Raw genomic sequence first — 24,892 nt, 5'->3', positions numbered from 1 at the left:
AGCAGCCCATTTCAATGCAAGCATTTTTTTTAACCGCTCGGCATTTTCTTTTTTCGCTGCCGTTCGCCATGATCCTTCTGTCGAAGGCGGCGAGAATTAATTTATCACAGATGTACATGCCCCGTCAACACCAAATGTCGAATATTTTCGAGCTTTGTTTTAACGCCACGGAATGGTCTGAATGCCTTCGTTGAGCGTCGCCATATGCAGCTGTCCTTCCCTCAGGTCGATATCGGTCACCGGGCATCCCAAAGTTACGGATACGAGCGAAAACTGGCCGCGCAGCTTCGCCGCCCGATACAAGCCCCGGTCTGTGCAGAAGTATAAGTTCTGACCGAGCCGGACCGCGTTAAACGCAAAAATACCGGGCATGCGGAACCGTTCGAAGCCGCCCTTCAGATCACCCAGCACGATCTCGCCCCTTTCGGCGATTCCTAAAAGCGCTCCCTCCAGCGCAGCCAGTCGAATGATCGCCGTCTTTAAGGGAAACTGCTCCCACGTACAGGTCAAACGGTCGTACATGGCAATTCCCCAAGGCAAAGCTAAAAACATAAAGTGAGGCGTGGCAAATAAATCGTATACCGGATTTTCCGTAGACGCGATATTTCTCCACCCTTCTTTCGTACGGCACCATAGTCCTCGCTCAGTCGCCGCAAATCCGATGCCTCCCACCTCTTTGTACGCGTAACAGACGAAGGGAAGACGAAGGTCCGACCAACGCTCATTACCCAGCTCGTAAAGGCCATAGTTCGTACAAGCGACGATCGAACCAGCCGCAGCCTGCTCGAGGCGGTTTACGTGCACCTTTTGCGGAATGCCTTCCATGAACGCTTCCCATCCTCCCTCTTCGGCCGACCTCCAAAGACCGCGGCCTGCAGGAGAAACGAGAAGCCGACGATCGACAAGCGTTCGAACCGCGGACTGATGGAAGAGCAAAGGCTCCAAACGGGGTGAATTTCGAGACATTTATAATCGCACCTCATTTTCGATAATGAGAATCGTTATCAACTGAACTGATTATAGCTTCCCTGCTTGTATCCTGCAAGCTGATCGCAACATTTGCCCGGACGTCCAACGCCAAGCAGCATAAAAAAAGAGCCCTTCCTTAGGAAGGACTCCGCATCCAAGCCGAACGATTATTCAAAACCCGACGCCGTATAGCGAAGATCGAGTAAATGAAGGCCGTGCTCCTTGACGCCTCTCGTGATCTCCGCCACGTATCCGCGATGCGAGAGCTTGCGCAGCAATGGAGTAAGTTCAAGATTCAGATCCGAAAGCGACGGATGATCCTGCAATTCGGATAAACTCCAAGGCTCCGGACGGCTCTGCAAAATGCGCAAAAGCAGCGAAGAGGAGGTCTTCATCTTCGTCAACACGGCGAACTCGACGGCAAGAATCACGAGATTCACACGTTGCTCCATCGTTTCCCCGCTCGAAGTCAATTCGTCGTAAAGCTTAAAGATCCCTGGATTTACGCGTCTTACTTGTTCCCACAAGCTCGGTTCCGGGTGAAGCGTTTCTTCAATAATAACGATATGTGCCCAATGATTCAGCGCCGCCAATATATTCGTATACGCGTCCATCGCGTGTCGATCCTTCAAATTCTGCTTGGCCTGCGAATAAGCGCCCAAAAATCGCGAATATTCGCTGATGAGGCGTCTCTCGCGCAACTGCTCGGGCCACCGGTCGAGCCTGTCGCGCGTGACGGCAAGGTAGCCGTCTCTGTCCAGAAGCACCTCGCCGGTCGTCAGCCATTGAAAAAACGGCTGCCAATGCTCCCCGCCAGCGATCCAGGCGTTCAACCGCTCCGGCGTCGACCTGCGCACCATGATCGTCATGTCGCTCCACTTCCAATGCTCCTCTGACGCCTTGCCTTCGATATGGCCGTCTTCGTACAGCGCGAGGATCAGACGATCCATCCCGCCGATCAAGGAGGGGGGAAGCTTCGAGATTCTTTACGAGCAGCAGCCCGCAGAGCCGCTCGTCGGAGCCGAACAGCGCCGTATAAAATAGATTGGTGTCTTCAAGACGCTTCATGAAATTTCACCACCTAGTCAGGCTTTGAAGTGGCTTGCCTGCTATTTGTAGGCTATAATGAGATATCTCGATTCGAGGATAGCTCGACAGTTTATTTTAATTCTACGCCGGGAGCAAGTTTCCTGCCGACAGGCGAATTAAGATCATGGGGGCAATTAGGCAATGAAAATGAAGGCCAGCAAAATATCGACGATGCGCACTTGGGGCCTGCTGCTGGTGCTCGGCGGAATGGGACTCATGGTGCTCGGGACAAGCGGCATCATCCTGTTCGGACAAGTCGGCAAGATCATCGCCGCGATCTTTATGGTGATCGGCATTCTTACCTGCGGAGCAAGCATGTTTATCTATTTCTGGGTCGGCATGTTATCGACCAGCGCGCCAGTCATCGAATGTCCCGAATGCGGCAAGCGCACCAAGATGCTCGGCAAAACCGACCGGTGCATGTACTGCCACACGATCCTGACTTGGGATCCTTCCCAGGCGACGAACGCTTCGGTCCCGAAAGAACACGAACCCTCCCCGTCGACGACGGTATAAAAAAAGGCGCTCCGCCGTTTTAACGGCAAGCGCCTTTTCTATTGCATGATGCGAAGCAGAGGGCTTACGGATAACTTTGCAACGCCTTATCCAGCACGCTCCAGATATCGTCCGCAGCAAACGCGCGGGTCCAGGAAGCGACGCCGGCCAGCTTGTACTTCTTGACGAGCTGCACCCTCGCTTGAACCGACAACTCGTCTTCAAGCCAAATACGCTGCAACGCGCCGTTAGCTTTGAATTCGACGTAATGCTGTCCCGTCTCTTCGGATAACGCGGGTGTCAGCTTGTTGTCTTCGATCAGCTTCCGGACGGCGTCCATTCCGATCGCTTTGGACGATACCTCGACTTTTCCGTTATCGTCGGTCTTTTCCGTCCATACTCTCGTGTAAAACGGAACGCCCAAGATCAATTGGCTTGGGGCCACGCCGTCTTCCTTCAATATTTTCGTAATGGCGTTTTCCGTCCATGGCAACGATGCGACCGAGCCGGATACCGGACTTGCCGCCCAATGCTCGTCGTAAGCCATCAAAATCAGATAGTCGACGGCATCGGCGAGGCGTCCCCGATCGAGGTAAGCCGACCACATCTCGCTATTGGACTTGGGAGACACGTCGATCGATACGCTCAGCCCCTGCTCGTGCATAAGCGGCGTCAGTTCGCGAACGAATTGGATCAGATTGTCTTTATCTTTGGTATACACATTTTCGAAATCTAGGTTAATGCCCTGAACCCTGAACGTTCGCGCGTAGGCGATCAATTGCTGAATCATCGAACTGCGGGAAGCGTAGGAAGAAAGCGCTTCGTGCGTCATATCAGGTTCGAACGAATTGCCGAACATTGCCCATACTTGCATGCCTTTATTCCGCGCCCAAGCGGAATACGCGGCGTCGGCTTTGCTGCGAATATTGCCTTTGCCGTCCGAGAGCGAAAACCAGCTCGGACTGACGACGTTGACGCCGTTCCAGTCGCCGATTTTCGTCGGGTCCGGCTGAACGTTATAAATGGCGTCCCAAGTTAAATTAATCCGTTTGCCGGTCACCTTCCACGGCACATACGGCTCTTTTTGCTCGGTAACGGCGCCCGAAGCCGTCTCCTCGACGCCGACCAGCGCGATATCGCGCTTGCTCGCATAACCAATATAACCATCGGCGGCTTGAACTCGATACCAGCCCTCTTCTTCTCCCCATACGACGACGGCAGATCCGGCGGGCAGATCGTGCACGATCGGATTCGATTTTCCCGCGGCGCTGCGAAGTTTGGCGCCTTTCCCCCGTGCCGGCGCTTCGCCCTTTTGTATCGCGCGGCCCGGCTTCGTCAAGGTGACGATGCCGGTATCCGCATCCGTCACGGCCGTCAAACCGAACAGTTGCTGAAGCGGCGCGAACGGAAGATACAATGTGCCGTCCTCCGCTTTTTTGGCGCCAAAGCTCATATTGAAAGGCTTCGCATTAAGCGTCGCGCTCAGTTTGCCTGTCTTAAAATGAAGCACGCTCGTATCCGAGGTTAAAATAACGGAATCCGTCTCCGCTTCGTAACGTACCCCGTCTCCGATCAGTTCTTTGGCGAGCGGTAGCGGGATCCATATCCCTTCGCCTTCGCCCAACGCGTAATCTCCGGTCCAATCCCCTTCGCTCATGATCGGATGCGCCTTTGCCATATAATCCGGCTTGACGTGGGCCCGATTCGGCTGGGAGGACCACCATGCGAACGCAACCGCCGTGGCGGAAAGAAAAAATAATAGCAACAGGCCGAGGATCGGCGCCATTTTCCTGCGCCGCTTGCCGCGTCCGCCCATTATCGTCGTCTGCAATCTCTCACGCTCCTATGTCTATTCTATTAAAGGACGAATGAAAAGCCCGAGAGGTTTCGACCAATTTTTGCCCCTCGATATAACAAACGCGCCGGATGCCCGGCGCGGTCTATGCGAAAATATGGTTCAAGTCGATAGAGAAATCAGGAAATCGGTCCGCGGCATGACGGACATAGACCGTAAATCTCCATACGGTGTCCTTGCACGAGAAACCCTGTACGCGCCGCCGCCGCGCGTTCGACCTCAACGACCGGATCGTGATCGAAATCGACCATCGCACCGCATCCGGTGCAAATGGCATGATAATGATCGGATAAGTCGGCGTCGAACCGGCTGGAATCGTCGCCGTAGGTCAGCTCCCGGATCAGACCGGCGTCGACGAACAGCTTCAGGTTGTTGTAGACGGTAGCGACGCTCAAGCTGGGATACGCCGGGGACAACGACTTGAAAATATCGTCTGCCGTCGGATGCGAGGTGGACTCCATCAAGTACTTCAAAATCGCGTATCGCTGCGGCGTCATCCGGACGCCTCCGGATTTGAGCTGGTCCACGGCATGATAGATCCGGGTTTCCATGCTCCTCACAGCCTTTCCTTCGGGTTAAAGTATATTTTAAGCGGTTTAAAAAGGCGCTGTCAATGGCAAAGGCCGCCACGCGCGTGACGGCCCTTCTTCATGTTTAGGATTTGCGGCCCTGCTGGCCCCGATTTTCCCATAACCAGAGCGCTGCGCCTGCGCCGATCAGTACGATCGCGCCGACCATCGCGCCTGCGGAATGGAAGAGCCAGCGAATATTGGACGATCCGAGCAAAATAGCCGCTCCAGCCGCCAGCAGCACGAGGCTCAGCGCAGGGAAGGCGCGCGAATCGCCTTCGGCGCGGGCATCCGGACGCCCGTCCCAGCCAAGCGGCGGCTGACGATAGTAGTAGCCGCCGGAAGCGATCCGTTCGTTCACGGCTTCGGCGCTCTGCAGCGTATCGAACAAATTGTACAAGTAAATGATCGGCAGAAGCAGACTGACGAGCACGACGGTCAGTACGTTGCCTTCCATCTCCTGCACGACGAACACGACGCCGCAAATGTTGAGCGCAAGAAGCAGCATCATCATGACGCCCTTGCCCATGAGCCCCAGGTACATGTAGCCGGTTCCCGGGAAAATAAAAGCGAACAATCCCGCCAGAAACTTGCTTTTCTTTTTGCTCGCCGTCGATGCTGCGTTTTGATCGTAGCCGGGCGGGTAAGGCAGGGCGCCAGGATCGGTCCAGACGGTCTCTCCGGAGGAGCCCTGCGAGGTATTCGACGGCTGTCCCTGCGGCTGCTGCCATTCCTTGTTCTCGTTATTCATCATTCATCCCCCCGACATCAATTTTGGCGCTACTCCGCGGACACGGTCCGAATGCCCTCAAGCCTGCGCAACTGCTCCGCGAGCGATACCGCCTGCAGCGGATCGCCGAGCCGGATCGTAAGCCGGATCCGAATACCGCCTTCTCCCCTGCTCTCGATCGCGCTCTCGTCGAATTGCACTTTGATCAGCTTAGCTTCCTTCGCCTCCAGCAGCAGACGGATCGGCCCCGTGAGTTCCCGATCGGCTTGCGCCGCCAAGGTGAAGACGAACTCCCGCGGGTGGGCGACGTACCGCTTCTCGACGACGTTCAGCCCCCATAACACCGCGAGCGCCAAGAACACCGTAAAGGATGCGCCGACGTAGAAGCCGGCTCCCACAGCAAGGCCGATCGCCATGACGACCCACAAAGAAGCGGCCGTCGTCAAGCCTTTGATCGACTTTCCCGTAAACAGTATCGTACCCGCGCCCAAAAATCCGATGCCCGTAATCGCCTGCGCCGCCAACCGTGCCGGATCCCGGTTCACGCCGTACTGTCCGGTAAATTCGGAAAAGCCGTAAATCGACAGGAGCATGATCAGGCAGGAGCCCAAGCTTACGAGCGTATGCGTGCGCAAGCCTGCGGCATGGTTTTTGCGTTCGCGCTCGTAACCGATCAAAGCCCCGAGCAGTACGGACAGCAAAAGGCGAAGCATTAGGTGCCAATCGTCGATAACCCATGGATTGTCCAAGTCAGTATCACGCCTTATAAGTCACATTTTAATTGGAATTCGCCTGAAGCGGCAACGGCTTCCCGTCGGGGAGGGATGCCCGACTTAAGTCTTGGGCTGCAGCTTCATGGTGACCATCGTAATATCCTCGCGCGGATGGAAGGTGTCGACCGCGACGAAGCCATTGCGCCCGTAGAGCGCGATGGCTGGCAGGTTGCGCGCTTCGGCCGTGACCTCCCACCCCGGCACTTCGTTCCATGCTTGCATCATATGCACGATCAACGCGCCGGCGATTCCCTGGCGAAAATGGTCGGGATGCACCATCATCCTGCTGATGACGCCCGTACCGTCCTTGGCCTGCTCCGCGGCGATCGCGCCGACCAGCTCGCCGTCGTCGTCCCTGCAGCCCCAGAACGTCTCCTCCGACGCCTGGAGCGTAGCGATGGTGTCGTGAAGCGGCGGCAGATCGGGAGCGCCGATGAGCTCGGCTTCGATCCGATAAGCGGCGTGCTGAAGACGCCAGAGATCGCCGGCATCGTCCTCGCTGGTCAGGTCCAGCAGCTCTATCGTTGGCATCGGGCCAGCTCCTCCGGATGATTTTAAAAGAGGCGGCTTCCCGACTATCGGGTATGCCGCCTCAGCCAATCTTATGAATTTTTCAAACGATCCATGAGCAATTTGTTGACGAGCCCCGGGTTGGCCTTGCCCTTCGTCTCCTTCATGATCTGGCCGACGAGGAAGCCGATCGCCTTGTCCTTGCCGCCGCGGAAATCCTCGACCGACTGCGGGTTGGCCGCAACGATCCGGTCGACGATCGCCAGGATGGCGCCTTCGTCGCTGATCTGCACGAGTCCTTGCTCTTCGACGATCTGTTGCGGCAGCTTGCCGGATTCGAGCATCGCCTTGAATACGGTCTTGGCGATCTTGGAGCTGATCGTGCCCTTGGCGATGAGTTGAATCATCTCTCCGAGTCCTTGGCCCGTGATCGGAACCTGCTGGATCTCCAGATTGTTCGCGTTCAAGTAACCGAGGAGATCGCCCATGATCCAGTTCGCCGATGCTTTGGCATCGTCGGTATACTTCAACGACTCCTCGAAGAAGTCGGCCAGCTTCATCGACGACGTGATAACGCCGGCATCGTAGGACGGCAAGCCGTACTCCTGCGTATAGCGAGCCTGGCGTGCGTCCGGCAGCTCGGGAATCGAAGCGCGGACGCGATCCTTCCAAGCCGCGTCGATCTGTACCCGCACGAGATCGGGATCGGGGAAGTAACGATAGTCGTGCGCCTCTTCCTTCGAGCGCATGCTGAACGTCTTGCCCTGCGATTCGTCCCAGCGGCGCGTCTCTTGCACGACTTTGCCGCCGCTGTCCAGCACGTCGGACTGTCGCATGACCTCATACTCCAGGCCGCGCTGCACGCCTCGGAACGAGTTCATGTTTTTCAGCTCGGTACGCGTGCCGAACTTCTCCTGGCCCCAAGGGCGAATGCTGACGTTGGCGTCGCAGCGCAGGCTGCCTTCCTCCATCTTCACGTCGGAAACGTCGCAATATTGCATGATCGCCTTCAGCTTTTCGAGATAGGCCTTGGCCTCCTCGGGAGAGCGAATGTCAGGCTCCGACACGATCTCGACGAGCGGCGTGCCGACGCGGTTGAGGTCGACGAGCGAGCCCAGGCCGCCGTCCATATGCGTCAGCTTGCCTGCATCCTCTTCCAGGTGAAGCCGGGTGATGCCGATTCGCTTCGTCTGCCCGTTAACCTCGATGTCGATCCAGCCGTTCGAGCCGATCGGCTCGTCGTATTGGGAGATCTGATACGCCTTGGGCGAATCGGGATAAAAGTAATTCTTGCGGTCGAACTTGCACCAGTCGGCGATCTCGCAGTTGATGGCCATGGCGGCCTTCATGGCGTATTCGACGGCCTGGCGGTTCAATACGGGCAGGACGCCCGGATGGCCAAGACATACGGGGCACGTATGGCTGTTGGGCGACGCCCCGAACGAGGTCTCGCAGCCGCAGAAGATCTTCGTTTTCGTGTGCAGCTCCACGTGCACTTCGAGGCCGACGACCGTCTCGTATGGGGATACGGTGGACATGAGTGGTTGTTCCTCCTATTAGAGCGCCGGGCGCAGCTTGTGGAATTCGGTCATGCCTTCGAAAGCATGAGCGGCGCGCAGCACGGTCGATTCGTCGAACGGCTTGCCGATGATCTGTAGACCGACGGGCAGGCCGTCCGCCAGACCGCAGGGCACGCTGATCGCCGGCACGCCCGCAAGGCTAACCGGGATGGTGCAAATATCGTTCAGGTACATCGTGAGCGGATCGCCGACCTGCTCGCCGATGCGGAACGCCGTCGTAGGCGCCGTGGGGCCGACGATGAGATCGAAGCGCTCGAACGCTTGGTCGAAATCGCGCTTGATCAGCGTACGGACCTGCTGGGCTTTTTTTATAATAAGCGTCGTAATAGCCGGAGCTGAGCGCGTACGTTCCGAGCATGATCCGCCGCTTGACCTCGGGGCCGAAACCCTCGCTGCGGGACTTTTTTGTACAAGTCCAGCAGGTTGGCGGGATTCTCCGCCCTGACGCCGTAACGGACGCCGTCGAACCGCGCGAGGTTAGAGGATGCTTCGGACGAAGCCAGCAAATAATAAGTCGCGATCGCGTAATCGGTATGCGGCAGAGACACTTCTTCCCATTCGGCGCCGAGGGCTTCGAACGTCTTAAGCGCCTCCATGACGCGCGCCTTGACCTGCGGGTCGATGCCTTCGCCCAGGTATTCCTTGGCGACGCCGATGCGAAGACCCTTGATATCGCCCGTCAGCGCGGACGTATAATCTGGAATCTCGACGTTGGCCGACGTCGTGTCGCGCTTGTCGTGACCCGCGATGGCCTGCAGCACGTACGCCGAATCTTCGACGTTCTTGGTCAGCGGGCCGATCTGGTCGAGCGACGACGCGAAAGCGACCAGTCCGTATCGCGAGACGAGTCCGTAAGTCGGCTTCAGGCCGACGATGCCGCAATAAGCGGCCGGTTGGCGAATCGAGCCGCCGGTATCGGAGCCCAAGGAGAAATAAACCTGTCCGGCCGCGACCGAAGCTGCCGAGCCGCCGCTGGAGCCGCCGGGAACGCGATCGGTGTCCCAGGGATTGCGCGTCAGTTGGAACGAGGAGTTCTCGTTGGAGCCGCCCATGGCGAACTCGTCCATGTTCAGCTTGCCGATCGTGACGGATTGGGCGGTCTTCAGCTTCTCCACGACCGTCGCGTCGTAGATCGGATCGTAATTGGAAAGAAATTGGCTCGCGCAGGTCGTGCGCAGCCCCTCGGTGACGATGTTGTCCTTGATGCCGGCCGGCAGACCGTACAGCAGCCCCCCGTTCGGCCGTAACGGATGCATCCATGGCTTTGGCCTGGGCGAGCGCGCCATCTTCGTTTAACGTCAGAAACGCGCCGATCTTCGCGTCCGTCTCGGAAATCCGGGCCACCGAGGCCTCGACGAGCTCCTGAACGGACAAGTCTCTATGATGAAGCCTGTCGTGCACTTCGGACAATCTCAGGTTAAACAGCGACAATGCAGCTTCCTCCTCGGAGTTGTTCTATTCCAGTACGGCCGGAACCTTGAATTGATCGTCTTCGGCTTCCGGCGCGTTGCGGAGCACCTTTTCGATCGGCAAGGAAGCCTTCGGCGCGTCTTCGCGCATGACGTTCGACATCGGCAGCACGTGACTCGTCGGCTCGACGCCGGAAGTGTCGAGGCCGTTCAGCTTTTCGGCATATTTAAGGATGGCGTTCAATTGTCCTGTAAACTGCTCTTTTTCGTCGTCGGTCAGCGTCAAGCGCGCCAGGTTGGCGACATGCTCGACGTCCTTCGCTGTGATGCTCATGAACCGTTCCTCTCCTTTGCTTCGATACCCTTTCAATTCTCATTATTATATCGGACATATCGGGGGAACTCAATGCGCGCGGGCATTCCGAATTGTTTCATAAAGACTGGAATTGGGGAAATACTTAGATCGAATTGTCGGGGTAGTCGGGAGTAAACGCCATTATAAAAAACAGGGAGGTTGTCTCGATGTTGACTCGTCAAGCCTTCGAACGGCAGACGCCGCTGCGCGACAGCGGCTACGTCGAATTCAAAGCGGACAGGGACGCAGGCGCTGCCCGGACGTTGAAGGAATTGCTCGGCCCTCCGGGCGAATCGGGCAATTGGAGCGTCCGATACGACCATTACCAGCAGCTTCTTCAGATGCTGAACGCCGCGGACCGCCGGCTGACCGATGCGCAGAGGCAGTCCGTCGAATGCCGTTTTTTTTTTCGAGGAACCTGTCGCGGGAACGGAGCCGGACGAGAGCGACGGATGGGTTCAAGCATCGCGTCTGCTTACCGGTTTCGGTTCTCATCGCGTCGTCGATTATATCGCCAATCGCCGTTTTTCCAGTTATATGCAGCCGATCGTGCAATTAAGCGGCGCGCCGATCGGTTACGAAATGCTGCTGCGTCCGCTGCCCGAGCAGCCGCCGTTTCGGCCGTCGCAGCTTTTTGAAGCGGCGCGGGAAGCCGGACTTCACTCTTTCTTGGACCGCGAGGCGAGGAACAGCGCCATCCGTGTCGCTTCGCGCCAACTGCCGGCCGGCGTTAAAAAGTTCATCAATTTCCTGCCGTCTTCGATTTATCGCCCCGACCAATGCCTGCAGCAGACCTTTGAACGCATCATTATGAGCGGCATGGATCCGGCCGACTTCGTTTTCGAGGTCGTGGAGACGGAACGGATGGACGACGTGAAGCATCTGAATAAAGTGTTTGCGGCCTATCGTAATATGGGCATCCGTCTGGCCATGGACGACCTTGGCGACGAATTCGCTACGGTCGAAGCGATGGAGCAGCTGCAGCCGGACTATATCAAGCTCGACCGCAAATGGGTCGCAGGCTGCGACGCGGATGCGGACAAGCAGCGCCGGATCGAGGACGTGCTCGAGCGGGCGTCCCGCTTCCATGGCGTCGTGCTGGCCGAAGGCGTCGAGCGCGAGGAAGAATGGCGATATTTGCGGGAAGCGGGCGTACCGCTCATGCAGGGCTATCTGTTCGGCCCGCCTTCGCCAGTTCCGATGCCGGTCAGGTTCGAACGCACCGCTTCAACCGTCTCTGTCTGAATCGTACATTAAAAGGAGCGATAGGAAATGAACAAAATTTACACGGCGCAAGTAACCTCGAGAGGCGGACGCGAAGGCTTCGTCAAATCTTCCGACGGCAAACTGAACCTGAAGCTCTCCCAGCCGTCGGCTTCGGCCGACAGCGCGACGAATCCCGAGCAATTATTCGCTGCAGGTTACGCTGCCTGCTTTCACAGCGCGCTGAAGCTGATCGCGAAAAACAAAGGAATCGAGACGGAAGGCTCCGAGGTAGCAGCGGAGGTATCTCTGTTCAAAGGGGACGGCGCCGATTTCAGGCTTGCCGTTACGCTTAACGTGTCCGTGCCCGGTCTCGATGCCGATCAAACGCAGCAGTTGGCCGAAGAAGCGCATCAAGTTTGTCCGTATTCCAGGGCGACCCGCGGCGATATCGACGTCGAGGTCAAGACGGGCGCGCCGCAGCGTTAATCGCCTATATCACAAAACATTCATGATCCTGCCGGGTCACAGGCTATGATGAATATCTCATCGTAGCCTTTTTTTAGTGATTTCTAAGATACTGAAGTTGACCAGGTCAAGTTCGTGGTTTTTTGCGGTGGATCTTACCCCGAACACAAAACTGAATGGACAACCTTCGAAGCACAGGCTATTGGACTGCGAGTCCGGATAAAAAATTTTCACGTTTCAGGTTGTCTTCCTGGTTTTCATGATGGAAAGGAGCGCATGGGTATGCTTGAAGCCATTCTAGAGCGTTGTGCTGGACTGGACGTGCACCAGGAATCCGTCGTCGCTTGTGTGCTGTCCGGTCCGCTTGACCAAAAGCCCAAGTGCGAAATTCGCACGTTTGGCACGATGACCGACGAACTGCTGGCCCTTGGCGAGTGGCTGTCGGAACAAGGTTGTAGTCAGGTCGCCATGGAAAGTACCGGCGTGTACTGGAAGCCCGTTTGGAACGTGCTGGAATCCTTCGATTTCGATCTGCTGCTTGCCAATGCACATCATATCAAGAATCTACCCGGCCGTAAGACCGACATCAAGGATGCTGAATGGATTGCCAAGCTGCTTCGCTGCGGTTTGATCGAGAACAGCTTCGTCCCCCCCGGTCGATATTCGCGAATTGCGTGATCTGACACGATACCGCAAGAAGTTGGTCCAGGAAGCGACAGCGGAGAAAAACCGCATTCACAAGCTGCTGCAGGATGCCAATGTGAAGCTGACCTCGCACATGTCCGACATCTTCGGCGTTTCCGGCCGCCTGTTGCTCCAGAAGATTGTGGATCACGAGGTCATCACGATGGATTTTCTGGAGACGCACATGAAGGGTGCGCTAAGGCATAAATCTCCCAAGCTGCTTCAATCGCTTAACAGCCGCCTTCGCGCTCACCATCGCAGCATGATCCGTATGTCCTGGGAGCATTTGCAATACATCGAGTCCTCCATCGCTCAGATGGAAACGCATATTCGCAACTACACCAAAGACAAAGAGGAGAGCTTCAACCTGCTGCTGACCGTACCGGGAATCAACGAAAACGCGGCGGCCGTGATCTTGGCCGAAATCGGAACGGACATGAGTCAATTCAAAAGCGACCACAGTCTGGCAGCTTGGGCAGGTATGAGCCCGGGCAATCACGAGAGTGCGGGTAAAAAAAACGGCAGCGGGCAAGGTCCGGAAACAGTCAACTAAAAGCGATCCTTTGCGAATGTGCTTGGGCGGCCTCGATGACACGAAATACAAGGCTTTCTGCCCGTTATTGGTCGTGGGTAAAACGACTGGGCAAGAAGAAAGCGTTGGTTGCGCTGGGCCATACTTTGCTTCGAATCGTCTATCACCTCCTGCTTCATCGCCGTCCGTATCAGGAGTTGGGACCCGATTACCTGGATCGGCATCGCGCTGAACGTCAGCTTCGCAAGCAGTCTCAAATGATTAAACAGCTTGAAGAAAGCGGCTTTTCCGTCACCAAATTGGCTTAATGAATACTGACTCTACAACCCCCTAAGAACTTCCAAATCGGCAGTTCTATTTTTGCATGCGCGTCGAAGGCAGTACGTGCATGGCGATATTCATAAAAAAAAAGCTTCCGAATTCGCTTAGCAGCGGCTTCGGAAGCTTTTTTTTGTTGCGGCGGAAAATCAAATCCACGCCTTCAGGTTAACGAGGCGGATGAATTCTTCGCGGCTCTGAACCTCGCGCGGCGCCTCCTCCTCGGTCTCATCCAGCTCGCCGTTCATGATGCGCTTGAACAGCTCGGCATTGTGCGTCGCCAGTGCATAATCGATAAGCGCCTCGCGGCCGATCCGATCCGCTTCGAGCTCGAGCAGCACTTCTTCCAGTTCGACGTCGGAAGCGGGCACATAATATTGACGGTTCGCATTCGGAACCCGGATGATATAATCGAAGGCGCTGTCGTTGTTGCGGTCATAAGCGATGATATAGCCGTATTCGCCGACGGGCATGTTCTGCTCGAAACGGTCGTTTACGATGATGATCTTCTCCCCCCAGCTTCAGCATCCGTTTCTCCCTCCCCCTGATCAAGCGGACATAAATCGTAGGTAGCTGCTTATCCTACTATCCTACTAGATAACGCGACGATTGTCCAAGAGCAATAGACGCGTCAGGGTTGAAGAGGCAGACGGAAAAGCCGCTCCGGGGAAGCCGTAAGCGTGCGAAAGCCGTCTACGGTAATCGCGTACGTGTTTTCGATGCCCACGACGCCTCTGCCGGGGAACGTAAATTTAGGCTCGATCGCCAACACGACGCCGGGCAAGAGCGGATCGGAAAAACCGCGTGCGAGCACGGGCCATTCGTCGATCTCCAGACCGATGCCGTGGCCCAGGAAGCGGACCTGATCCGCGCCGAACCCCATGAAGTGCGCGGCCAAACCGGCTTCGTCCGCAAGCCGAAGCGCCTCTGCGTACAGCGATTCCGGGGAAGCCCCGGGACGCAGCAGTGACTCGACGTGCCTAAGGATGCGCACCGAGACGTCATATGCGCGGGACAGCTCGTCGTCCAGTTCGCCGATGACCGCGGTTCGGGTCTGATCGATCGTGTAGCCGTCTATGCAGCAGCCGATATCGAGCAAAATCGGCTCGCCTGCGACGATCTGCCTTCGGCTCGCGCTTTGCGGCGCCGCCGGCGTCAAGCCTCTGCCGCCGGCGGGTCCGTCGAAGTAAGAGGGCTCGGGCAGCCGCTTCTCCCGCCGCGACCATGCCGGTCATGATCTCCTGATTGTAGCCTCGCATGCGCATCAGTCCGATATGCCCGTGGCGACGCATCTCGCTCTCGATGATCGCCATGACTTCAAGCTCCGTCATGCCTGCCCGTATGCGGCCGAGCGCCAGGTCGAGAGCGGCCGCGGCCGCTTTGGCCGCCTTCTCGATCAGCGCGATCTCGCCTGCCGACTTCACCGAACGTACTTGCCGCATGATGGCCGAGCCATCCAGCAGCTCCGCATTCGGCACCCCCCTCCTGCAACCGCAGGAACAACTGCGCCGGCAGCACGTCGAGGTCTGCCCCGACGGCCGGACGGCGGCCTTCCGCGAACAGCTTCGGATAATCGCGGCATAGGGCGTCGCCGAAGGAGCGAAGCGACCCGAGAGGCGCCGTCCTCGCGGCCGACTCTCGGGTCGCCCTGCTGAGGCTGCGGCGCACATAATAGGTCGGTTCGCCCCGCTCGGGAATAAACAAGTAGCCCGTCTGCATGGAGCCCGTCCAATAATACAAGCCTACGTTTTGCGTAATCAAACATGCCTGCAGGCCGCTTGCCTTCATCAGCCGCTGAAGACGGTGCCGTCTTTCTAGGTTCTCTTCGGCCGAGCAATATTGGGTCTCGTTCAAATCGGATTTCCCCTATCGTATGCGCTTTTCTCTAGTTTATCACATACGGGAGCTTATCCATGCTCAAGCGAACACCAGCTCCGCCGTCCCCTTCAAATTCCATTCGATCGGATCGATGAACCCGAACACGCGCGGGCAAACGAGGCGAACGATCATAACGACGCCGGGTTTGCGCAGCGTGACCTCGTAATCGTAGGCCGTATTGATATATGTATAAGGGAAGGTATACTGCTCGTTGATCACGGCAAATTCCACGATCTCGGGCGCCGAATCCAGCCATTCTCCCTCAATCGGCGTCAAATCGGCAGCCGTCCGCAAATTGGCGGCAAGGTAGGCTCGCGCAATCGCTTCGGCTCGCGCGGGATCGATGGACACCGTGCCCGCTTCCAGCTTCAGCTCGTCCATTTGCTGGGCAGCCGCGTGCGCAGCCCGATCGACGGCTCGTTTGCCTTCGTGCAAAGTGCCGAGCGCCGTCTCCTCTTCGAGCTGCATCGCATGCAGCAGCCACCAGACAACGATCATGAGAAAGCTGAAAAATAGCTTGTGCAAGAGCGATGCTCTCCCTTCGCCTTACGGCACGTATTCGCTCATCTTCATGCCCGCCGCTGCCATCCGCGACGTGCTTGAAGGCGGATCGACGCCGATCAGCTTGTCGATATCCATCAGACCGTCGTACGGATAACGGATCACAAGCCGCAGACCGTCGCCTCGACGAAGCGGCACCGTCCCATCCGTTCCCGGCAAACCGCTCGTCGTCGTCACCTCGTACTCGAGCATCTCCGGCCTGAATCCGTAATCGGACAATCTCGTCCGGGAGTCGTCGATCATCGCCGCGTCGATATACCCGTACCGTCCGCTCGCTCCGACCTCCAGCATGTAATCGACCTCCTGCTGCAAAAGCGATTGGCGAAGTACGACCACATGCTTGTAGATCGGGGAAAACATAAGCCAGCAGAACAACGTCGCGAACAACACAAAAACAAGCAATTGCTTCATGGACTGATCCGGGCGATTGCGCCGGCCATTCCCGTGCCTGAATCGCGGATCGTGGCCTTGGTGCCCCCTTCCCCTCCCGCCACATTGATATAGATGAGCGCAACGGTCAGGATGAGCATCACTGTCATCAGCAGCTGTCTCATGACGAATTCCTCCTTGCTTCCGGACATCGTGCCTTAAGGCTCCATCGATCCAAGCGTCGTATTGGCCGTCGTGCCGTGCGTCTCGATACGCGCGCGGGTCCCCGTCGTGTCGTTCGCGACGATCCCGTTAAACATTAAAGCGACGACGATGAGCATCATGACTGTGATCAAAATATTCCGCATTATGAAGCACCTCCTTTCCTAGGGCCTGAATGCTTGCTCCCTTTTCCTCCGCGTCAGGGCTTCAACACTTCAAAAAGCTTCTGGGACTCCCGAACCCACGGATACAAAAAAATTTGAAAAGTATAAAGAATGGGCAAGCCCGCCAGCACGAACAAAGCGTACGATGCCGTCTCTTTTCTCCCCGCCTTGGCGAGTTCGATGCTCGCTTTGTACTCGGCCAGCACGTCCCTAAGCATCCGGTAAACCTCGTCGCTCTCGTGAAGGCGCATCGACCGCATCGTCTCGGAGAAGCTGTAGCCCTCCGAGGTGCCCAGCCGCTCTTTAAAGCGAAGGAGCGCTTTGTCCGCGTCGTAGTACCATTCGTTCAGAAGCAGTTGAAAGTCTCCCCGAATGATGCGGGTGTAAGGCATGCAGCGCATGAGTTTGCCGTGAAGGTGCAAGCGGGAGCCCATATAGTAGATCAACTGGTTCATGACCGCGATCAATTCCTTTCGGATCCGATCGCATCGATACCGCTTGAACGAATCCAGCAAAACCTTGTCGAACGCGGCGACGACCGCCGGTGCCGACACCGCGGGCAAGGCTTTCCACAACATTATTTCGGAAACGATGCCGAATGTCCCGCCCGCAGCTGCCGCGCAAACCGCCGTGACGCATATGAAGATCAAGCTTCTCCTGGATGCCAAATAGACCGCCGGCTCGAGTCTGATGCCGCAACCGGCGAGCAGCAGCCGCCTCTCCTGTAAAGCGGAGCTGTCGGTGACGCAGCCCGTCGCCCGGAGCCACCACTGCGGCGGACCGTGCTTCCGCCAGTTGGCGAACGTAATTTTCCATCGCGGCTTTCGGTACGTGACCGCATGCAGTACGAACGCGACGCCGACAGCCCCCGCCATAAACTGGACCAGCCATAGTACGTTGACATATAGCGTCTGACTCATGTCCGCCAACTCCGTTCACCTCCCAAGCAGGATCGGATTGATCGCCGAGAGACGCGTCGCCTCGTCGCTCGCTCACATTTTCCGCCTGGATAAATACAACCCCATCAAAAACGATCCGAAAATGAGCACCAAAGCGTTCAACAGCATGCGCCGGCCGCCCGGATCGGACAAGTAATACAAGGCGCTCGATTGTGCGTTCAGCCTGAAATTGATGGCCAAGAAAAGTCCCAGGAAAAACAAGGGCGTAAAGTTGGCCAAACGAATCTCGAGCAGCCTGTGGCGTTCGGCATGGTCGTCCATACGCGCTTTTCGCATATCGTCGATAAGCTCCCGCAAGTTGTCCGCGATGTTGTTGCCTTCGCTTAACGAGACCGCCAGCAAACTCGAGAAATAATCCGCCCAGATATGGCCGATGGACATCGAGAATCGCCTTAAGGTTCGTTCGTCGTCGTGATGGATGTTCAACTGCCGATAAAGCTCCTCGAATATCGCCTGCGTGTCGCCGGGCAGTTGCCGCTCTTCGATCATCCGCTGCAGCGCGGTGCGCACGTGCCTGGAGCCGTTCACAAGATAGCACTGATAAAAAAAGCTCGGCCGCCGGCAAAAAATTGAGCCTGGCCGAAATCTGACGGTTGATCAGCGACATTCGCAAAAGACTGTACGGCAGTACGGCAAGCATCGCGCCAAGCAGCGCCGCCGAGCGCAACGACTGAAACACGATGGCGCCTCCCGCGAAGCCCGCGATCGCCAACCCCAGCGCGAGCTTCCAAAATGCGCTCGGCTTCATCCGCCATCCGGAAGCCGAAAGAACGTCCGCCAGGTGCGTAAATAGCGGCCCTAACCAGGCAATGCTCGCTTGCGGCGCCGCATCCTCGGCTTCGTATCTGCCCAGTCGCTTGGAGCGGCTGTGACTGTCCTCCGCCAAAGCGAACAATGCCTTTAGCGCGGCGAACAGCAGCAAGAACAGCAAGCAGCCTGCCGCCGCAAGACCGGCCGTCAGCATGAGTCAACCCTTCGCATGTCGCTGAGCCAGGCGAAGCTCTCTGGATCGAGCCTGCCGATTCGTTCCCATGCCCGCTCCGACAGCTCTAATCTCAGCAGCCAAACATCCCGCGCTTCGTCGTAACGCGCCCAATCCCGAACCTCGATCGCATCGCCGCTGCAGACGTACTCCCCGATTCTGACCAGCTTCCGGCTGCCGCCCACCATACGCATCTCGAACCCGATCTGCGTGACGTGCTCCGCGATCCGGCGGGTCAATCGGAGCGCGTTCATCGCCCTGCCGTCCAGCATGCACATGTCGGTGATGGCATCGGGCACGTCCTCCAGGCTGTTCGCATGGACGGACGTAATGCTGCCTTCGTGCCCGCGCGTGCAGGCGCGTACGTAGATATTGGCATCCGCGTCGCGAATCTCGGCGTGACAGATTCGCTGCGGCGACTGGCGAAGCGCCAGCTTGAACGCCTGCTGCGGGCCGTGCTGCGGATCGTCCTCGTCCGCCTCGTATTCGATGACGTTTTTGTCGGGGAAGTCCCGCTGCAGCCGCAGCTCGAACCTGCCTTCGATCGTCACGATCCGCTCCTCGTCGGGCATTGCCGCGATCAATGCCTTGATCAGATGGGTCTTGCCGGTATTCGTAGGGCCGATCACGACCATGTTGAAGCGGGACTTCACGATGCAGCGCAGCAGCTTGTACACGGACTCGTCGATCGAGCGATATTCGGGCTTAAGCAGCGTCTGCAGATCGAACCGCCTCACGGTATAAAACCGAATCGTGAGCGAGGGCTGGGCCGTAAAACCGAAGCCGGTCATCGTCACCCGCGAACCGTCCTGCAACAGTACCTCCGCCCATCGCTTGCGGGGACTGATCGAGTCGTCGTTGAACAGCACCAGGTTCTGTTGGATACGCTCCACCTGCGCGACCGAACTGAAGCTGAAGGCGGAACGGGCGGCCGCGCCGTCCCTCACCTCGAAAATTCGCGTTCCTACGACTTGCACTTCCTCAAGCCCTTCGCGATCCTTGAGGACGAGCTCCAGCACGTTGAGGCCGATGACCTCCGCGAACAGCGCTTCGGCAAGCGAGCCGTAAGGCAGCGGGCCGAAGCTCGCATGCTGAAGCCGCTTTTTAATGATCCAATCGGATAAAATGGCGAGCAGCTCCTGCCTCTCCCGCGGAAACCCGATCACGGCCCGATTGAGCTTTTCCGCATAACGCCTTCGGTCTTCGTCGCTGAAGCCTCGCGGCGCCGCCAGCATATGGCGGGCTTCCTCCGTCAAGGCGCCGAGATCCTGGCCGCCGGCTCCCGAACCGCCTTCCTGCGAGGCGCCGTAAGGGACGACGCCCTGCTTGTCCTCCTGCAGCCGCGCCGCGTAAGCCGCCGCCGAGAAACGAGCCGACGCATCAAGCGGCTCCCCGATTCGATCTTCGCCGGCTTGCCGATAAACAGCCGTCATCGGCTTCTGCTCCTATGCTGCAGCAGCCTCCGCAGCCAGGGCCGCTCTGTTCGCTTTAGCCGCTCTTCCCAATTCAACTGCCGCAGCAGCGTGCCCGCGACCGGATCGAAAGCGGAGGCGTGCCGCTCGTCCGCCGCCAGCCATTCGTCCAGACGCCCGCTGTCAAGCTGCAGATGCACGCTCTCCGCGAGCTGCAGCTCGGTCAGCGAGATGGCTCCCGTTTCTTTGCGAATTTCCTTCATCCCAAATCCCCCCCGCGTGCCTGTATTTGCTCTGCATCAGCACTAAATGATAATTCGCTAGCGACAGCCCGAACTGCGAGCCGACTTGCCCTGTCCATCGGTTCACGTCTTCCTGAAAGTGCGTCAGGCTCCCCGTCGTCACCAGACACCGGTGATCTGCGGATCGCATGGCGCATACCGTCGCGGCGTTGTCCCAATAGGCGCTGACGTCCGCCACCGTCACGTCGAACGCGTCTCGCGCGGCCGCCAGCAGCGTGTCCATCTGCCCGGGCTCGTAATACTCGGCCTGGTCTCTCGCCAGATTGCCGAACAGCACGTGCAGGCCGTCAAGCCGCGAAGGCGCGAAGGCGTACTGCCTGAGCTTCGCGCCCGTCAGCGTGCCCGACTTCAGCTCCGGCCGCATGCCGCTGAGCGTGATCTCGGGTCTGTCGATGCCGAGATACAGATGCGTCTTGGCGCTTTTCAAATTCAGGCATAAATAGCCGACGCGCTTGCCCGTTACGGAGGCGATCCGGTAAGCGGTCCCGAACGCCGCGAGCGAAGTGCCGATATTCGGCGTCGAACCCGCGAACGCGATCAGCGATCCACGCTGGCCGCTCATGGGCCCGTCGCCTCCCCCCGAATCGAACGACGATGCGTCGAAGGCGACGATCAGCTTGGCCTTCCCGTCCTTGCACGCTGCGTCCAGCTCCAGCCACTGCGCTTCGGTCAAGTTCAGGTTGACCGCGTCGATGCTGCCGTTCGCATCCCGTCGGGAAGCGTACATCCGCTCCTTGTCTCCTTCGGCCATGGACAACAGATTCGAACTCTTCGGATTATCGATCTCTTGATTCGAAGCCGTCTTGACCGCCGCCACGACGACCGGATCCGCGAACAGCCGACGCGAAGCTCCGTCCTCCGCCGACAAATATACGATCGCCCGGTCGCCCGCCCGGATGCCGCTGGAGACAGACTTTACGTAGTCGCGCGGCACCTGGAAGGTCGCTTCCCCGACGCGCGGCAGCAGCCTGAACTTGTCAAGCTTCCATCGCAGCAGCGGCTCCCCGCCGCCCAACGGAACGGAAGACTCCAATCCGTCCGCTTCGTCCATGTCGACGATCATCTCGCCGGTAACCGCGCCGCTGGGCAGTCGAAGCTTCGTCAGCATCTCGCGGCCAAGCGAAGTACCGGCGGGCACGAACTGCTTCGGCACGACGACCTCCGTCGTCTCCGTCAGCCTGATCTGCCTCATCTGCAGCAAATAAACGCCGTAGACGAGCAAACCGGACAATACGGCCGCGGAAACGCTGATCCGTATTTGCCTTCCTCTGTTCAAACGACTAGCCTCCTTTTACGACGACAAACGAAAAAACGCAGGCGCAAGAGAGACCGAGCTCTCTGTCGCCTGCGTTCTTCGCAGCCGTTACTATACATATATCTTCGTACCGCCAATATAGCAGAGGAACGCAAGGGTTGTAAACCCCTTTTTTTCCATCGATCGACAATTTCCCGGGAAATCCGGAAGCGCCGCCATTAAGATAGTGCCGGTACGTAAGGATTTTCCCGTTTTTCTTCGCCGATCGTCGTCGACGGACCATGCCCCGGCAGGACGATCGTATCGTCCGGCAGCGGGTACAGCTTGCTGCGAATGGACTTCGCAAGCGTATCCTGATGGCCGCCCGGCAAGTCGGTACGCCCGACTGAGCGCCTGAACAACGCATCGCCGGCGAACAGCAAATCCCCGCAAACAAAGCTGACGCTGCCCGGCGAATGACCAGGCGTATGGCGCACTTCGAACGTCTCGCCGATCAACTGCAGCTTCTGTCCGTCCTGAAGACTATAGTCGGGAAGAGCGCTCTTGACCGGCGCGGTCACGTCGCTCCATCTTGCGGAGCCGTTTTTGGCGGGATCGGTCAGCCAGTCCCTCTCCAGCGGATGTAGATAGACGGGGCAGCCCCACTTCGCACGAAGCTCGTCCACGCCGCCGATATGGTCGAAGTGGGCGTGCGTAAGCAAAATCGCCTCGACTTGGAGACCCGCGACCTTGCGCGAAAGCGCCGGATCGGCGGTGCCAGGATCGATCACGATCGCCCGCGTCCGCGCCGCATCGACGACCACGTAGGCGTTGGTCTGCAGCGGACCGAGCGGAAAAGCTTGAAAAGTCAGCATCTCCCGGCTCCCTTAGACGCGCTCGAGCACGTCCTGCAGCTCCCAAAGGATGACAGGCGTGTATTCGGAGGCGTCGCCGTATTGCTTGACGATCTCCGTGCGAGCAACCGCGAGGTTGTCCTGATAATCGGACGCCTGATTGTCCGGATTCGCTTCCTTGAAGGCGATCATCACATCCTGCACATGCTGCGGACGCGGTCCCCACTTGCCCAGAAGCGCGCCGCCCGTGTCCGTGACGAGGACGATCGGAATCGAACGTCCGCCCAAGGTCAGGTGCTGGTCGATCAGGTCGAAATGCTGCTCGATGATCATGACCTCGGTCGGAATGCCGGCGGCCTCGAACGCGCGAAACACGACGGGTACGCTGCGCAGCGCGTCGCCGCACCAGTCCGCCGTGATGATCATGGCGCGAAGATCGTCCCGATTGTTCAACGATTCGAAAAACTCCCGGCTCTTGTCGTCGGGCCATGCGAAGCTGTCGTAGTTGGCGTTAAAGGCTTCCTTGTTCTTCTCCATCCCGTCCATAAACGCGCGCGGCGAGATGCCCTGGTTAAACTTGTGTGCGAGCTGTTGGCTCATGCGAATCCCTCGTTTCGACAACTTGAATGAACTTGATCCTATTGTAGCAATCCCTGCGGCAAAAGGAAAACCCATGTATACGAAAAAAAAGCAAATCCGTTAAATGGATTTGCCGCGCTTGCGCAGGAAGATATAAACGAAATAAACGATCAGTGCCGCTAGCGCGATCAAAATAATCGGACGCACGTAAGGCGCGGCTTTTTCGTCGATCTGCTCCCAGTTGTCTCCGAGCGACTTGCCCAGCCAGACGAACAAAATCGACCAGGGGATGGAAGCGAGCAGCGTCAAGCCGCTGAATAAAGCCAGATTCATCCTGGCCATGCCGGCCGGGATGGAGATGACCTGTCGCATAACCGGCACGAATCGCGCGGTAAACACGATAATCGGCCCGTACTTCTGAAACCATTGCTCCGATTTGTCGACATGCTTCGGCTTCAGATGCAAGAATTTACCGTAACGGTCCACGATCGGTCTGCCGCCGTAACGGCCGATCGCGTATAAAATCCATTGCTGGATGAGCGCCCCGATCACGCCGCACACGACCGCTCCCCAGAAGTTGACGTCTCCCTTCCAGACCAGGTAACCGCCGTAACCGAGCACGATCTCGCTGGGTATGACTTCGATGGCAAGACCGATGATGATGCCGAAATAACCGAGGCTTTCAATCCATTGAAGCAGCTGGTTAAGCCATTCGTGAACCGTATCCATCATAAACGTATGTACCTGCTCTCTTCATCGTATTTGCGTCGTTGGACAAACGCGATATAAGTAGGGGCCGGAACCTTTATTATTCTAGCATATCCGCGCCTCCCGATTCTACTTGGGCGCCGGTCCAGGTAGAAACGATGTCATGCGGGGACGGGCCCGCGCATACAAATGCAATAGGACAAAGCCGAAGAGGAGCGAACGGATATGAGCAGAGTCATGTTTATCAGCAAAAAAAAGAATTCAATGGTACATCGCAGCCCTGGCGATCGTCGTCCTGGGCGCAGCCTACGCGGGATGGCACCGGTCGCAGGCGGCTTCCGCGCCTCCGCCTTCGGACGTGCAAGTCCGGTACATCGTGACGACGGAATTCACTTCGAAGACGGACAGCGGGCAGCAACTCGAGGCGTATCGTTGGGATCCCGGCACGATCCCGGTGAAAAAGGGACAACCCGTCGAACTTCGCATTACCGGCGTAAACGGCGAGTCCCATCCCTTCACGATCGAAGGACTGGGCGTCAAGGCGACCGTAAACAAAGGTAAAACGACGGTCGTCCGCTTCACGCCAAAGGAAGCGGGCACCTACGCGATCGTCTGCGAGACGCATAGCGATCCGAAAGACGGCGTCCCGATGGTCGGTTATCTCGTCGTCCAATAGTTTCCCCCCGATTGTCGGCCGCCCGCCGCCGCTCGTAACCAAGCGCTCCGCTTCCGCATAGATTAACGCGGAGAGGAGCGCTTGTGCATGAAAAACGAATCAGGCAAGCACGCCGGCTCGCTGCCTACCGCCAGGACGATCAGGCGCGCGTGCGGCAACGAGCTGTACCGTACCGTGAAGCGGCTCAAAATATACGTACCCGACGCGAAGGTAAGGGAAGCGGAGGAGCTGTACGTACGCCGGGTTATGCTGAACCTGCTCTGGATCCACGAGCACCGCAGCGACCGCAAAAAGCTGGCGGACTGGTGGGAAGCCGAAGTCGCCGCCGATATCGCGAGCCTGTGGGAAATCGCCCCTGACCGTCTCGTCCGGGCGTTCCGCGACGCGTTCGGCGGTTGAAGCTTCGTGCGCAGTCCGCAAATAAAAGCCCGGCAGCGCCGCCTTCATAACGAT

The 24,892-nt window shown here is 57.9% G+C and carries 30 protein-coding genes and 2 pseudogenes; 8 read left to right on the top strand and 24 right to left on the bottom strand.

The features are described from left to right. Positions 1–159: 159 nt before the first annotated feature. Entirely contained in the window at positions 160–825 is a 666-nt protein-coding gene (locus OMP40_RS17100; protein WP_277533000.1) for a hypothetical protein, read from the bottom strand. Between the two features lie 311 nt (positions 826–1,136). Then, complete coding sequence (locus OMP40_RS17095; RefSeq protein ID WP_277532999.1) at positions 1,137–1,931, bottom strand: nucleotidyltransferase-like protein; 795 nt, start codon at positions 1,929–1,931, stop codon at positions 1,137–1,139. A 268-nt stretch (positions 1,932–2,199) separates the two neighbouring features. Between OMP40_RS17095 and OMP40_RS17090 the strand changes: the two genes are divergently transcribed. Continuing rightward, positions 2,200–2,574 carry a DUF2614 family zinc ribbon-containing protein gene (locus OMP40_RS17090; RefSeq protein ID WP_277532998.1) on the top strand — a complete coding sequence of 125 codons (375 nt, stop codon included), beginning with the start codon at positions 2,200–2,202 and terminating at the stop codon, positions 2,572–2,574. 64 nt (positions 2,575–2,638) lie between these two features. Here OMP40_RS17090 and OMP40_RS17085 read toward each other — a convergent pair whose 3' ends face one another. The 8 genes and pseudogenes from OMP40_RS17085 to gatC form a co-directional block, all read right to left on the bottom strand. Continuing rightward, the gene (locus OMP40_RS17085) at positions 2,639–4,384 is read right to left on the bottom strand and encodes a glycosyl hydrolase family 18 protein (RefSeq protein ID WP_277532995.1); all 1,746 of its coding nucleotides are present in this window, start codon (positions 4,382–4,384) and stop codon (positions 2,639–2,641) included. 143 nt (positions 4,385–4,527) lie between these two features. Then, the gene (locus OMP40_RS17080; RefSeq protein ID WP_277532993.1) at positions 4,528–4,959 is read right to left on the bottom strand and encodes a Fur family transcriptional regulator; all 432 of its coding nucleotides are present in this window, start codon (positions 4,957–4,959) and stop codon (positions 4,528–4,530) included. Between the two features lie 103 nt (positions 4,960–5,062). Next, positions 5,063–5,731, bottom strand: a complete 669-nt coding sequence (locus tag OMP40_RS17075) for a hypothetical protein (protein WP_277532991.1) — start codon at positions 5,729–5,731, stop codon at positions 5,063–5,065. A gap of 26 nt (positions 5,732–5,757) precedes the next feature. Further along, complete coding sequence (locus OMP40_RS17070; RefSeq protein WP_277532989.1) at positions 5,758–6,456, bottom strand: MgtC/SapB family protein; 699 nt, start codon at positions 6,454–6,456, stop codon at positions 5,758–5,760. 84 nt (positions 6,457–6,540) lie between these two features. Then, positions 6,541–7,011, bottom strand: a complete 471-nt coding sequence (locus tag OMP40_RS17065; RefSeq protein ID WP_277532987.1) for a GNAT family N-acetyltransferase — start codon at positions 7,009–7,011, stop codon at positions 6,541–6,543. Positions 7,012–7,082: 71 nt separating this feature from the next. Continuing rightward, complete coding sequence (gene gatB / locus OMP40_RS17060) at positions 7,083–8,528, bottom strand: Asp-tRNA(Asn)/Glu-tRNA(Gln) amidotransferase subunit GatB (protein WP_277532985.1); 1,446 nt, start codon at positions 8,526–8,528, stop codon at positions 7,083–7,085. 18 nt (positions 8,529–8,546) lie between these two features. Continuing rightward, positions 8,547–10,001 (bottom strand): annotated as a pseudogene (gene gatA / locus OMP40_RS17055) (Asp-tRNA(Asn)/Glu-tRNA(Gln) amidotransferase subunit GatA). A gap of 24 nt (positions 10,002–10,025) precedes the next feature. Further along, entirely contained in the window at positions 10,026–10,313 is a 288-nt protein-coding gene (gene gatC, locus OMP40_RS17050) for an Asp-tRNA(Asn)/Glu-tRNA(Gln) amidotransferase subunit GatC (protein WP_277532984.1), read from the bottom strand. 393 nt (positions 10,314–10,706) lie between these two features. Between gatC and OMP40_RS17045 the strand changes: the two genes are divergently transcribed. The 5 genes from OMP40_RS17045 (at position 10,707) to OMP40_RS17025 (ending at position 13,529) form a co-directional block, all read left to right on the top strand. Next, positions 10,707–11,579 (top strand): EAL domain-containing protein, encoded by an 873-nt coding sequence (locus tag OMP40_RS17045; protein ID WP_277532982.1) that lies wholly within the window; start codon positions 10,707–10,709, stop codon positions 11,577–11,579. Between the two features lie 27 nt (positions 11,580–11,606). Then, the gene (locus OMP40_RS17040) at positions 11,607–12,026 is read left to right on the top strand and encodes an organic hydroperoxide resistance protein (protein WP_277532979.1); all 420 of its coding nucleotides are present in this window, start codon (positions 11,607–11,609) and stop codon (positions 12,024–12,026) included. A gap of 261 nt (positions 12,027–12,287) precedes the next feature. After that, a complete protein-coding gene (locus OMP40_RS17035) occupies positions 12,288–12,683 on the top strand; it encodes an IS110 family transposase (protein ID WP_277532978.1) in 396 nt (131 codons plus the stop codon). Continuing rightward, a complete protein-coding gene (locus OMP40_RS17030) occupies positions 12,676–13,242 on the top strand; it encodes a transposase (protein WP_277531187.1) in 567 nt (188 codons plus the stop codon). Before OMP40_RS17035 ends, OMP40_RS17030 begins: the two co-directional genes overlap by 8 nt. 35 nt (positions 13,243–13,277) lie before the next feature. Continuing rightward, a complete protein-coding gene (locus OMP40_RS17025; protein ID WP_277528396.1) occupies positions 13,278–13,529 on the top strand; it encodes a hypothetical protein in 252 nt (83 codons plus the stop codon). 159 nt (positions 13,530–13,688) lie between these two features. Here OMP40_RS17025 and OMP40_RS17020 read toward each other — a convergent pair whose 3' ends face one another. The 14 genes and pseudogenes from OMP40_RS17020 to uptA form a co-directional block, all read right to left on the bottom strand. Next, a complete protein-coding gene (locus tag OMP40_RS17020; RefSeq protein WP_277532976.1) occupies positions 13,689–14,012 on the bottom strand; it encodes an ATPase in 324 nt (107 codons plus the stop codon). 158 nt (positions 14,013–14,170) lie between these two features. After that, a pseudogene (locus tag OMP40_RS17015) lies at positions 14,171–15,327 on the bottom strand (M24 family metallopeptidase). 129 nt (positions 15,328–15,456) lie between these two features. Further along, positions 15,457–15,942, bottom strand: coding sequence for a hypothetical protein (locus tag OMP40_RS17010; RefSeq protein ID WP_277532974.1), 486 nt, complete (start codon positions 15,940–15,942; stop codon positions 15,457–15,459). A 21-nt stretch (positions 15,943–15,963) separates the two neighbouring features. Next, positions 15,964–16,389 carry a hypothetical protein gene (locus tag OMP40_RS17005; RefSeq protein ID WP_277532973.1) on the bottom strand — a complete coding sequence of 142 codons (426 nt, stop codon included), beginning with the start codon at positions 16,387–16,389 and terminating at the stop codon, positions 15,964–15,966. After that, entirely contained in the window at positions 16,386–16,559 is a 174-nt protein-coding gene (locus tag OMP40_RS17000) for a hypothetical protein (RefSeq protein ID WP_277532971.1), read from the bottom strand. Before OMP40_RS17000 ends, OMP40_RS17005 begins: the two co-directional genes overlap by 4 nt. Positions 16,560–16,565: 6 nt before the next feature. Beyond that, positions 16,566–16,715, bottom strand: coding sequence for a hypothetical protein (locus OMP40_RS16995; RefSeq protein ID WP_177244168.1), 150 nt, complete (start codon positions 16,713–16,715; stop codon positions 16,566–16,568). A 53-nt stretch (positions 16,716–16,768) separates the two neighbouring features. Continuing rightward, positions 16,769–17,653 (bottom strand): hypothetical protein, encoded by an 885-nt coding sequence (locus OMP40_RS16990; protein ID WP_277532967.1) that lies wholly within the window; start codon positions 17,651–17,653, stop codon positions 16,769–16,771. A 72-nt stretch (positions 17,654–17,725) separates the two neighbouring features. Continuing rightward, a complete protein-coding gene (locus OMP40_RS16985) occupies positions 17,726–18,220 on the bottom strand; it encodes a hypothetical protein (protein WP_277532965.1) in 495 nt (164 codons plus the stop codon). A gap of 429 nt (positions 18,221–18,649) precedes the next feature. Further along, positions 18,650–20,107 (bottom strand): ATPase, T2SS/T4P/T4SS family, encoded by a 1,458-nt coding sequence (locus OMP40_RS16980; protein WP_277532964.1) that lies wholly within the window; start codon positions 20,105–20,107, stop codon positions 18,650–18,652. Next, positions 20,104–20,349 (bottom strand): hypothetical protein, encoded by a 246-nt coding sequence (locus OMP40_RS16975; protein WP_277532963.1) that lies wholly within the window; start codon positions 20,347–20,349, stop codon positions 20,104–20,106. The genes OMP40_RS16980 and OMP40_RS16975 overlap by 4 nt, the downstream gene beginning before the upstream one ends. Further along, positions 20,270–21,664, bottom strand: a complete 1,395-nt coding sequence (locus OMP40_RS16970) for a hypothetical protein (RefSeq protein ID WP_277532961.1) — start codon at positions 21,662–21,664, stop codon at positions 20,270–20,272. The genes OMP40_RS16975 and OMP40_RS16970 overlap by 80 nt, the downstream gene beginning before the upstream one ends. A gap of 197 nt (positions 21,665–21,861) precedes the next feature. Beyond that, complete coding sequence (locus OMP40_RS16965) at positions 21,862–22,497, bottom strand: MBL fold metallo-hydrolase (protein ID WP_277532960.1); 636 nt, start codon at positions 22,495–22,497, stop codon at positions 21,862–21,864. Between the two features lie 12 nt (positions 22,498–22,509). Further along, on the bottom strand, positions 22,510–23,076 hold the full coding sequence (locus OMP40_RS16960) for a thioredoxin family protein (protein ID WP_277532958.1): 567 nt from the start codon (positions 23,074–23,076) through the stop codon (positions 22,510–22,512). A 99-nt stretch (positions 23,077–23,175) separates the two neighbouring features. Beyond that, complete coding sequence (uptA, locus tag OMP40_RS16955) at positions 23,176–23,784, bottom strand: undecaprenyl phosphate transporter UptA (protein WP_217595448.1); 609 nt, start codon at positions 23,782–23,784, stop codon at positions 23,176–23,178. Positions 23,785–24,121: 337 nt separating this feature from the next. Between uptA and OMP40_RS16950 the strand changes: the two genes are divergently transcribed. Then, on the top strand, positions 24,122–24,439 hold the full coding sequence (locus tag OMP40_RS16950; RefSeq protein ID WP_277532956.1) for a cupredoxin domain-containing protein: 318 nt from the start codon (positions 24,122–24,124) through the stop codon (positions 24,437–24,439). Positions 24,440–24,526: 87 nt separating this feature from the next. Then, positions 24,527–24,838, top strand: coding sequence for a dehydrogenase (locus tag OMP40_RS16945; RefSeq protein ID WP_277532954.1), 312 nt, complete (start codon positions 24,527–24,529; stop codon positions 24,836–24,838). Positions 24,839–24,892: the final 54 nt, after the last annotated feature.

This window comes from Cohnella rhizosphaerae, from assembly GCF_029525575.1.
GTDB classification, from domain to species: domain Bacteria; phylum Bacillota; class Bacilli; order Paenibacillales; family Paenibacillaceae; genus Cohnella; species Cohnella rhizosphaerae.
Note: the sequence above shows the minus strand (reverse complement) of the source record. Positions and strands in the feature narration are given on the sequence as shown.